The 8,682-nt window shown below is 69.1% G+C and carries 9 protein-coding genes; 4 read left to right on the top strand and 5 right to left on the bottom strand.

Annotated features, from left to right (window positions below):
• Both VFB40_RS06045 and VFB40_RS06040 read right to left on the bottom strand, forming a co-directional pair.
• Positions 1 to 229, bottom strand: a 229-nt coding sequence (locus tag VFB40_RS06045) for an ATP-binding cassette domain-containing protein (RefSeq protein WP_324848294.1), incomplete at its 3' end; no start/stop codon positions are given.
• A gap of 180 nt (positions 230 to 409) precedes the next feature.
• A complete protein-coding gene (locus VFB40_RS06040; protein WP_324841210.1) occupies positions 410 to 649 on the bottom strand; it encodes a mycoredoxin in 240 nt (79 codons plus the stop codon).
• Positions 650 to 777: 128 nt separating this feature from the next.
• Here VFB40_RS06040 and VFB40_RS06035 point away from each other — a divergent pair, with 128 nt between their 5' ends.
• Positions 778 to 3,012 (top strand): ATP-dependent DNA helicase UvrD2, encoded by a 2,235-nt coding sequence (locus VFB40_RS06035; protein ID WP_324848293.1) that lies wholly within the window; start codon positions 778 to 780, stop codon positions 3,010 to 3,012.
• Between the two features lie 95 nt (positions 3,013 to 3,107).
• On the opposite strand, the gene VFB40_RS06030 is transcribed toward VFB40_RS06035, so the two are convergent.
• The gene (locus tag VFB40_RS06030; RefSeq protein WP_324848292.1) at positions 3,108 to 3,707 is read right to left on the bottom strand and encodes a hypothetical protein; all 600 of its coding nucleotides are present in this window, start codon (positions 3,705 to 3,707) and stop codon (positions 3,108 to 3,110) included.
• Between the two features lie 101 nt (positions 3,708 to 3,808).
• The gene (locus tag VFB40_RS06025; protein ID WP_324848291.1) at positions 3,809 to 4,567 is read right to left on the bottom strand and encodes a hypothetical protein; all 759 of its coding nucleotides are present in this window, start codon (positions 4,565 to 4,567) and stop codon (positions 3,809 to 3,811) included.
• Between the two features lie 366 nt (positions 4,568 to 4,933).
• Here VFB40_RS06025 and VFB40_RS06020 point away from each other — a divergent pair, with 366 nt between their 5' ends.
• The 3 genes from VFB40_RS06020 to VFB40_RS06010 all read left to right on the top strand — a co-directional run bounded on the left by VFB40_RS06020 (position 4,934) and on the right by VFB40_RS06010 (position 6,105).
• Complete coding sequence (locus VFB40_RS06020) at positions 4,934 to 5,296, top strand: hypothetical protein (RefSeq protein ID WP_324848290.1); 363 nt, start codon at positions 4,934 to 4,936, stop codon at positions 5,294 to 5,296.
• 198 nt (positions 5,297 to 5,494) lie between these two features.
• The gene (locus tag VFB40_RS06015; RefSeq protein WP_349261361.1) at positions 5,495 to 5,830 is read left to right on the top strand and encodes a WhiB family transcriptional regulator; all 336 of its coding nucleotides are present in this window, start codon (positions 5,495 to 5,497) and stop codon (positions 5,828 to 5,830) included.
• A 68-nt stretch (positions 5,831 to 5,898) separates the two neighbouring features.
• Positions 5,899 to 6,105 (top strand): hypothetical protein, encoded by a 207-nt coding sequence (locus tag VFB40_RS06010; RefSeq protein WP_324848289.1) that lies wholly within the window; start codon positions 5,899 to 5,901, stop codon positions 6,103 to 6,105.
• 162 nt (positions 6,106 to 6,267) lie between these two features.
• Here VFB40_RS06010 and VFB40_RS06005 read toward each other — a convergent pair whose 3' ends face one another.
• A complete protein-coding gene (locus VFB40_RS06005) occupies positions 6,268 to 8,466 on the bottom strand; it encodes an alkaline phosphatase family protein (protein WP_324848288.1) in 2,199 nt (732 codons plus the stop codon).
• Between the last annotated feature and the right edge of the window lie 216 nt (positions 8,467 to 8,682).

The following is an 8,682-nucleotide window of genomic DNA, read 5'->3' as shown; positions in this document are numbered from 1 at the left end:
GGTCGCCCGGCTGCGACTCGGTGACGTCGAAACCGTCGATGAACACCGCGCCGGTGTCCACGGTCTCCAGCCCGGCCAGCATCCGCAGCGCCGTGGTCTTGCCGCAGCCGCTGGCCCCGAGCAGCACCATGAACTCACCGGACTCGATGGTCAGGTTCAAATTGTCAACGGCCGGACTCTTCGTCCCCAGATACGTGTGGGACGCATCGACGAACTCGACGGTAGCCATGAACTCCACCCGGACCAGTACCGAACACTGTTGTACGTATGCCTGCTGTACGTGTGCTGTCGTACCTTTGGTGCGGTGTGCGCTGGTGCCACTGCCGCGGCGCGCGCAAGAGCACACGACACGGCAGTAGGCGCAACCTACTCCGGGTGAACGCCGTTTGGCGAGGGTGTTACATAGTCGTCAGGCGAGTTTCGCCTGGACCTGAGCCAGACTCGGGTTTGTCAGCGCCGATCCGTCCGGGAACGTCACAGTAGGCACCGTCTGGTTACCGTTGTTCACAGACATCACATAATCGGCCGCTTCCGGGTTCCGCTCGATGTCGACCTCGGCGTACTCGATCCCGGCCCGCTCCAGCTGGCCCTTGAGCCGGCGGCAGTACCCGCACCAAGGCGTCGAGTACATCGTGATCTGCGCTGCCATCACTGCTCCAATTCCGCTCGTCCGGTCGCGTCGCCGGTCATTTCGTCAACCACCTCGGCGGCCGGAGTCTTCCCCGGATCCCGGATAGCCTCAGCGCGCTGTCGGTGCCGCCTGAGAGTATGGCTCCCATGACCAACCCGACCGCGGCCGACAGCGGGGAGGCCCTGCTCGCCGGACTCGACCCCGAACAGCGCGCGGTCGCCACCGCGTTGCACGGCCCGGTGTGCGTGCTCGCCGGCGCCGGGACGGGCAAGACCAGGGCGATCACGCACCGGATCGCGTACGCGGTGGCGCGCGGCGTCTTCCCGGCGAACCAGGTGCTCGCGGTCACCTTCACCGCGCGCGCGGCGGGGGAGATGCGCGGCCGACTGCGCATGCTGGGCGCGGGGACGGTGCAGGCGCGAACCTTCCACGCGGCCGCGCTGCGTCAGCTGCAGTACTTCTGGCCGCACACGGTCGGCGGGCCGCCGCCGCAGCTGATAGACACCAAGCTGCCGCTGATAGCGGAGGCGGTCGCGGCCTGCCGGATGCGCGCGGACCGCACCGAACTGCGCGACCTGGCCAGCGAGATCGAGTGGGCCAAGGCCACTCAGACCACTCCGGACGACTATCCGGTGGCCGCGGCGAAGGCGGGCCGCATGCCGCCGCGCGACCCCGCGGAGACCGGCCGGGTGTATGCGGCCTACGAAGCGGCCAAGCGCGATCGCGGCATGATCGACTTCGAGGACGTGCTGCTGCTGACCATCGGGGTGCTGGAGACCCGCCCGGACATCGCGGACCGGGTGCGGGACCAGTACCGGCACTTCGTCGTGGACGAATACCAGGACGTCAACCCGCTGCAACAGCGGCTGCTCGACTGCTGGCTCGGGAAGCGCGACTCGGTATGCGTGGTCGGCGACGCGAGCCAGACCATTTACTCGTTCACCGGCGCCACGCCCGAATACCTGCTCGGCTTCCCGGATCGGTACCCGGACGCGACAGTGGTACGGCTCGTGCGCGACTACCGGTCCACGCCCCAGGTCGTGGCGCTGGCTAACGCGCTGTTGAGTGAGGCGCCCACGGACACGCTCGCGCAGCGCCGCACCGCGCGGGCCAGGGTCGAGCTGGTCGCGCAGCGGCCGCCGGGCCCGGCCGTCGAGTACGAGGAGTACGCCGACGAGACCACCGAGGCGGAAGGCGTCGCGCGCTGGATCAGGCAGCTGATCGACGCGGGCACCCGCCCCGCCGAGATCGCGGTGCTGTTCCGGATCAACGCGCAGTCCGAGGTCTACGAGCAGGCGTTCGCAGACCTCGGCGTGCCTTACGTCGTGCGCGGCATCGAGCGATTCTTCGACCGGCCCGAGGTGCGTCAGGCCAAGACGCTGCTGCAAGGTGCCGCGGTCGCCGCCGTGGGCGCGGATCCCGAACCGCTGCCGAGCGCGGTGCGCGCGGTGCTCTCCAGCAACGGCACCTGGACCCCCACGCCCCCGGCAGGCTCCGGCCGCCAGCGTGAGGCGTGGGAGTCGCTGGCCGCGCTCGCCGCGCTGTCCGAGGAATACGCGTCCGCGCATCCCGAAGCCGGTCTCGCCGAGTTCGTGCGCGAACTGGACGCCCGCGCCGCCGTGCAGCATGCCCCGGTGGTCGACGGCGTGACGCTGGCCTCGCTGCACTCCGCAAAGGGCCTGGAGTGGGACGCGGTGCTGCTGGTCGGGCTTACCGAAGGCCTGCTGCCGATCAGCTACGCCGAGACCCCGGATCAGGTGGAGGAGGAACGGCGGCTGCTGTACGTCGGGGTGACCAGAGCCAGGGAACGGCTGCGGCTTTCCTGGGCGCTGGCCCGGTCACCCGGCGGACGGGCCACGCGCCGGCCGTCCCGGTTCCTCGACGCGTTGCGCGAAGCGCAGGAGGCTCGATCCGGCGGACCCGGGGGGTCCGTCGTGCGCGGCCGAGGGGGAGCGGGACGCGGCAACGGCGACGAGGCCAAGCGTTCGCGCCGCGCCGGTCCGGTGCGTTGCCGCGTGTGCGGGCGCGCGCTGATCGAGGCGGTGGAGCGCAAGCTCGGCCGGTGCGCTGACTGTCCGTCGGATCTGGACGAGGCGTTGTTCGAGCGGTTGCGCGAGTGGCGTTCCGCGCGGGCGAAGGAGCAGTCGCTTCCGGCGTACTGCGTCTTCACCGACGCGACGCTGACCGCGATCGCCGAATCTCGCCCCGCCGATCGCGCGGCGCTGGCCGGGATCCCGGGCGTCGGCGCGACCAAGCTGGAGCGCTACGCGGAGGACGTGCTCGCACTGCTCGGCGCGTCAGGCGGCGCGGCGGACGGGGACGGCGACGCGGATGGGGACGAGGACAGTGCGGATACCGAAGACGGAGGCGAACTCTTCTGACCCGCGCGCCGAAACGCGCGGGGAAGAAGACTGGACGGCGCTAGCGACGCCCTAGCGAGTTACAGGATCTCAGCGGCTTAGGAGGCCTCAGCGCGTCAGAAGGTCTCGCTCGCCGACGGAATCGCGCACAGGTCGTCGGCATACTGGATCGCGCCGCTGATCAGCTCCTGAAGCGAACCGTGCATCTTGCCGTTGATCGTCAGCACCCGCACCACGACCGTCACCGGCTGGCGATGGGTGATCGGGTGCGGGGACGCCGCGCATTCGCCGCGCGTGTACAGCCGCAGGTTGGTCGTGGCGTTGGGCGGAATGACGACCTGCTGGTGATCCCAGACCAGCTTCGGCGCGTTGGGCACGGTCAGGCCGATGACGGTCACCTGGTACGGGCTGTCGTTGCGGATCGGAACCGTGACGGCGGTGTAGTCACCCGGCGATACATACGTCGAGAGCTGCGCGCCCGACCGGATGATCGCCGAGTTGTTCGCGGCCCTGACCTTGTAGCCGTGGTTGTACACCCAACTGCCGACCGCCCCGGCGATCGCGGCCACCGCCATGAGCACGGCGATGCCGATGCGACGCCGCCGGTTCACGGTGCTGACAGAACCGGTGCTGACAGAACCGGTGCTGACCGCGTCAGGGGAAGCGCCTTCGGGATCGGGCGGCGCGGTTTCCAGCTGCACAGCCTCGCCCTCCACCGCTTCAGGAGGAAGCGCGGATTCCGCCGCCAGTGCCTCCGATTTCGCTGCCTCCGATTTCGCGGTCTCCGATGGCGTCAAGTCCGGCTCGCCCTTGCCGCTCACCGCGTGCACACCCTTCCCTGGAGCGCGGCCGCCGTGGTGTCGATGACCAGAAACGCCTTGTGCATCTTCTTGTTCGTGTCCCGCAGTTCGAAGGCGATCGTTGTCGGCTGCTGCGGCGCCGTCTGCCCGCCCTGCACCAGCGTGCGCGCCACGCCGGCCGCCGCGTCACAGTTGACCGTCACCGTGCCGACCAGATGGATCGTCCCGTTGCCGAGGATGTAGCCGTTCCCGTTGTCCGGCCGCAGCACGACCGTGCCGGCCAAGTACGGGCCGGTCAGCGTCGCGGGCTGTATCACGACGCCGTCCGGGCTGTCGTTCGAGATCGAGATGGCGACGCGCGCGGTCCGGCTTCCGGTGAGCACTTCGCTCGGCAGCACCGGGTAGTTCGGCGTCCCGCCGTCGGCCCAGGTGATCTGCACCTCCGGCTGACCGCCGAGATGCACCACCGCGACCCCCCGGTTGGCCACGGCCCGCGTCCCCAGGAACACCGAGCTGCACAAGGTCCAGCCGACCGCGCCGACGACCACGATCAGCAGCACCCGGTCCGCCGCCCGCTTCGTCCGCCGCCAGCCCGGCGCCGCGAAATAGCGCGACACCGGCCGCGACACCGCGCCCAGGACCGCCGCGAACGCCGCGGCCGGGCGGGAGCGCGCCGCGGACCGGCCGCCGGTCGCGGTCACGTCCGCGCCGTCGCTTTCGCCGTCGCCGACGGGCGCCCGGGCCGCGGACGCGGAGGATTCGGTGCTGGTCGACACAGTCCTAGATGACGCGAGGCGCGGCATCGGTGTTCCCGTCTTTATCGAGTCGTGCCCTGCCACTTTTCCCCGAGAAGTTCGCCCGCAAGGGGTGACACCGCCGATCAACCATGACAGGATAGTGGGGCGAACACGGGGGACGCTGCGGCGTCGGTTCTCAGCACTCGGCATCCCTTGCTCTTCGTAGCGACAAATGCGCAGCTCAAAAATAGTTTGCGCGGCCGGAGTAGCTACCCTAGCCTCTCCAGCACACGGACTTGGCCGCAATACCCGGCCGATCCACCGGCAGAACCACCGAAACAGTGGAACCCGCCGCCACCGGCTCGCCCCCGGTGCCGGCCGAGAAATAGGCAGGAGGCGAGACCCGTGAGGAACGAATCCATGGTGACGACGATTCCGTCCGCCGCGGTCCTGTCGGCCTGCCCATCGCTGTCGGACGTCGCCGCTACGTTCGCTCCCGCCGCCCTTTCCCTCAGCTCCGCCGCCGCCCAGGTCTGGGCCGGCGCGCTGGTGCGACCGCAGGGCCGCGTCGAGGCCACCGGTGTCGGCTATGCCGCCACCCCGGCCGTCGCCGCGAAGCGACGCGGAGTCGATCGTGACGTCGACGGCAGCACGACGGCCAGCGCCAAGAGCGTGATCGCGAACGGTACCACCGGCACCACCAAGCAGCAGGACCAGCTTCACCTGATGTCCCGTCGGGACCCACGACCCTGGAGACCACCGGTCTGACAACCAGTCAGACGAGCGACCTCCAGGCCGCGGAACCCGATTATCCGGGATCCGCGGCCTTCTTGTTCCTCCGGCGAGAACCGGTGGTGCGAGGGGCGGCGGGACCTGAACCGCATTCAGATCACGACCGAGGAAGACGGCGAGTTGACCGAGACAGCGAAGGTCGAAACCCGCAGCCAGATCCCCAGCACCACCGCAGTGAACCCAGGCCCCGCAGCCGGCGGCGCCGAGACCGAGAGGAAGGAATCAACGATGCAGTTGACCGTGTTCGAGCCGGTCGCGCTCGCCGACGACCTGCCCTGCCGCTCCACCGACCCGGAGCTGTTCTTCGCGGAGTCGCCGGCCGACGTCGAGCTCGCGAAGAGCATCTGCACCGCCTGCCCGATCCGCGAGGCCTGCCTCTCCGGAGCGCTCGAGCGCAAGGAGCCGTGGGGCGTCTGGGGCGGCGAGCTGTTCGTCCAGGGTGTGATCGTGGCCCGCAAGCGGCCGCGTGGACGTCCGCGCAAGACCGACGTCGTCGCCGTCGCGGCCTGACCTCGCGACGACCCGCAAGCAGCAAGCAAACAGGCAACACCTACCGAATCCAGAAAGTGACAACCCCGATGTCCACCACTGACTTGTTCGTTCCCCCGGTTCCCGGCCACGCCAACCCGTCCGACCTGCGCATCAGGAGCAACGTCATGCTGCACACGCACTATCAGCTCGCACAAGAACTGCACCGTGAACGCTTACGACAAGCGGAGGAGCACCGCCTCCACCGCACCATGCTGCGGGCGCGCCGCGCGCTCGCCCAGCAGCTCATGCGATAACGCGGAGCGAGAAACAGAAGCAGGACCAGTAGCAGTAGCAGTAGCAGAGAACTGAAACGGCTGGCCCGCCCCGGAACACAACACCGGGGCGGGCCAGCCGTCTTCGTTTTTTCCGGATCCTCCGCCCGACCGGCTTCAGATCCTCACCGCGTCAGTAGGCGCTCACGCCTTCCCGATCAGCGTCGTCGCCGAGGAGATCAGGGCCGGAATGCTGTTGTGCCCGGTGCCCTGGATCCCGTGCGGGGCGAGCGCGGCGTGCGAGTATGCCGAGAACCCGCCGTCGTCGAAGAACTGGCCGTTGATCAGCTGGTTCATCTGCGCCGCGATCGCGTCGCGCTCCTGGCCGAGCGCCGCGAGCGCCGCATCGGTCTGCAGGTACGTCGCGTCACCCGGCGAGGTGGACTCGATCGCCGCGGTCGCCCGCTTCAGCGTCGCGGCGGCGAACTGCCCGACCGAGGCGTTGAGCTGCTTGTACGCGGCGGCCAGCGCCTCGTACAGCGGCAGCGCGGTCCGCACCGACTGCGGCAGTGCCCGCGGGTTCAAGAACCCGATCAGCGGAACACCGTCGTACGTGTAGTCGTCACTGAGTCCGAGCAGCGCCATCATCGTCGGCCGGATGTCCGTGTGGTCCGACCACACCGCGTCGGTCACGCCGAGGTGCTTGATGCCGGGGCCGACCAGGCCGAGCCAGGTGGTGTTGATGTCGGGGGAGAAGTCGCCGTGGTTCCACGCGAACGCCGCCTGCGCCTGCACACACGGCGCGTTGCAGTTCGCCGCGCCGCTGAAGACGAAGTAGTTCGGATCGGCGAATTCGGTCACCGTCGGCGTGCGCAGCGGATCCCCGGTGACCATGTGCAGGATGTTCATCTCGGTCCGGTCTGCCAGGTAGTTGACGATCGGGCCGGTGGTGCCGGTGTACGGATTGGTCGCGGTGACCGCGGCCACGGCCTTCTCGAAGGACCGGGTGGTCGGGTCGTCCTGCGCCGGGTTGCCGTTCACGTAGTAGTTCGGCGCCGAGTCCGCGTGCACGCCGAACGGCGTCGTGTTGTTCTGCTGCGTCGCGAGCAGGCCCTTGATGTTCGCGTTGACCTCGCCGATCTGCGAGTACGTGCACGGGACGGTGACGCCGTCGCAGTTCGCCGGGCTCGGCTTGCCGCCGACGAAGTGGTCGTTCTCGTCGGAGGTGACCACGAACATGGTGTTGGTCTTGTTGATCCCGTCCTTGGCCAGGCGGGTGAAGAACTGGCCGAACGCGGTGTCGTACGACTTGAGCGCCGCGACGTACCCGGCCTCACCGGGCCCGTAGGCGCTGACGGTGCTGTGGTTGTCGTGCGCGTCGGAGATGTACGCGTACGTGACCGGAACGCCGGCCTCCTGCATCTGCGCGACGTAGCCGAGGCTGTTGGCCGCGGTCATGCCGTCGAAGCCGGGGAAGCCGGGGTTGCCGGCCGAGTCGACGATCGGGGTGGCGCCGTCGACCTGGGTCACCGGGCCGCTCGGCGAGATCGCGGGGTTGGTGTACTTCGCTCCGAACAGCCCCTGGTAGCCGGTGTAGCCGCCCGGCTCGTCGGGCAGCAGGTCGGGCTTGGCGTTCGCCGAGCCGGCGCACAGCGTCGAGTCCTTGGCGCAGTGCACGCCGATGCCGACGAAGTCGGTGGAGGCCAGGCTCGGGTTCGCCTTCAGCTCCGCTGCCTCGGGCGAGTTCGCGCCGAACACCTTCGGGATGTCGATGGTGGTGTTCTCCAGGATGGTGTTCGCCGTCGACACCGCGCCGAAGTCACAGCCGGCCCTGGTGTAGGCGACCCAGGGCGCCGGGGTGTTCTTCCCGGCCTGGGTGACCATCTCGGGTGCGGTGTCGGCCGGAGCCGGAGTCGAGAAGTCCGCGACCCCGTCGGTCCAGTAGGCGAACGACGCCGCCGAGTTCGTGGTCCCGGACGGGTTGTAGTAGCGGAACGAGTTGGAGATCGGCTGGCCGTGGTTCGAGCCGTACAGGCCGGTGATCGAGGTGAGGATGTCGTTTCCGGTGTGCGCGATCAGCGGCGTGTGGTGGTTGGCGTCCATGGTGCCGTTGCCGGTGATGAAGTTCAGCAGGTTCGGCATCTGCTCCAGGTCGCTGGGCACGTTCGGGTTGTCCCGGGTCAGATGCACGTTGTCGAACTGCAGGTAGATCACGTGCTTGATCGAGCTGCCCGGCTGGCTGAGCAGACAGCCCGGATCGGCGCTGGCGACGGACTTGCCCGATGCACGCGCGCCCGGCGCGGTCCCCGCCTGCGCGGCCGCGGCCGAGGTGCCGGCCACCAGGGCCACCGCGAGCAGCGGCACGAGGCCGCGCGCGCGACCCCGCCTTCCCGTGCTTTCCATCCGATTCCCTCTCCCAAGGTCGAGACGTTCAGCATGCTGAGGTTCGAGGCGGCCGCGGCGCGGCCAGATACGACCTAAGCGCACCCGCGCCGCAATGTCATCGGTGAAAACCCTCAAAACAGCGAGGAGTTGCGGCGGCAGCGGTAGGAGGATCGCACCTTTATCGCAGAAGGCTGCTGGCTGGGCCGTGCGCGGCGGCTAAATCCGACGACGCGC

The sequence above is a fragment of the Actinocrinis sp. genome, assembly GCF_035650855.1.
Taxonomy (GTDB): Bacteria; Actinomycetota; Actinomycetes; order Streptomycetales; family Catenulisporaceae; genus Actinocrinis.
The sequence above is the reverse complement of the archived record's forward strand: the minus strand, read 5'-3'. Positions and strand labels throughout refer to the sequence as shown.

Bases quoted from the DNA above. Each gene is read 5' to 3' on its own strand.
- VFB40_RS06040 (WP_324841210.1), bottom strand. From the start codon at position 649: ATGGCAGCGCAGATCACGATGTACTCGACGCCTTGGTGCGGGTACTGC.
- VFB40_RS06035 (WP_324848293.1), top strand. From the start codon at position 778: ATGACCAACCCGACCGCGGCCGACAGCGGGGAGGCCCTGCTCGCCGGA.
- VFB40_RS06010 (WP_324848289.1), top strand. From the start codon at position 5,899: ATGTCCACCACTGACTTGTTCGTTCCCCCGGTTCCCGGCCACGCCAAC.
- VFB40_RS06005 (WP_324848288.1), bottom strand. From the start codon at position 8,466: ATGGAAAGCACGGGAAGGCGGGGTCGCGCGCGCGGCCTCGTGCCGCTG.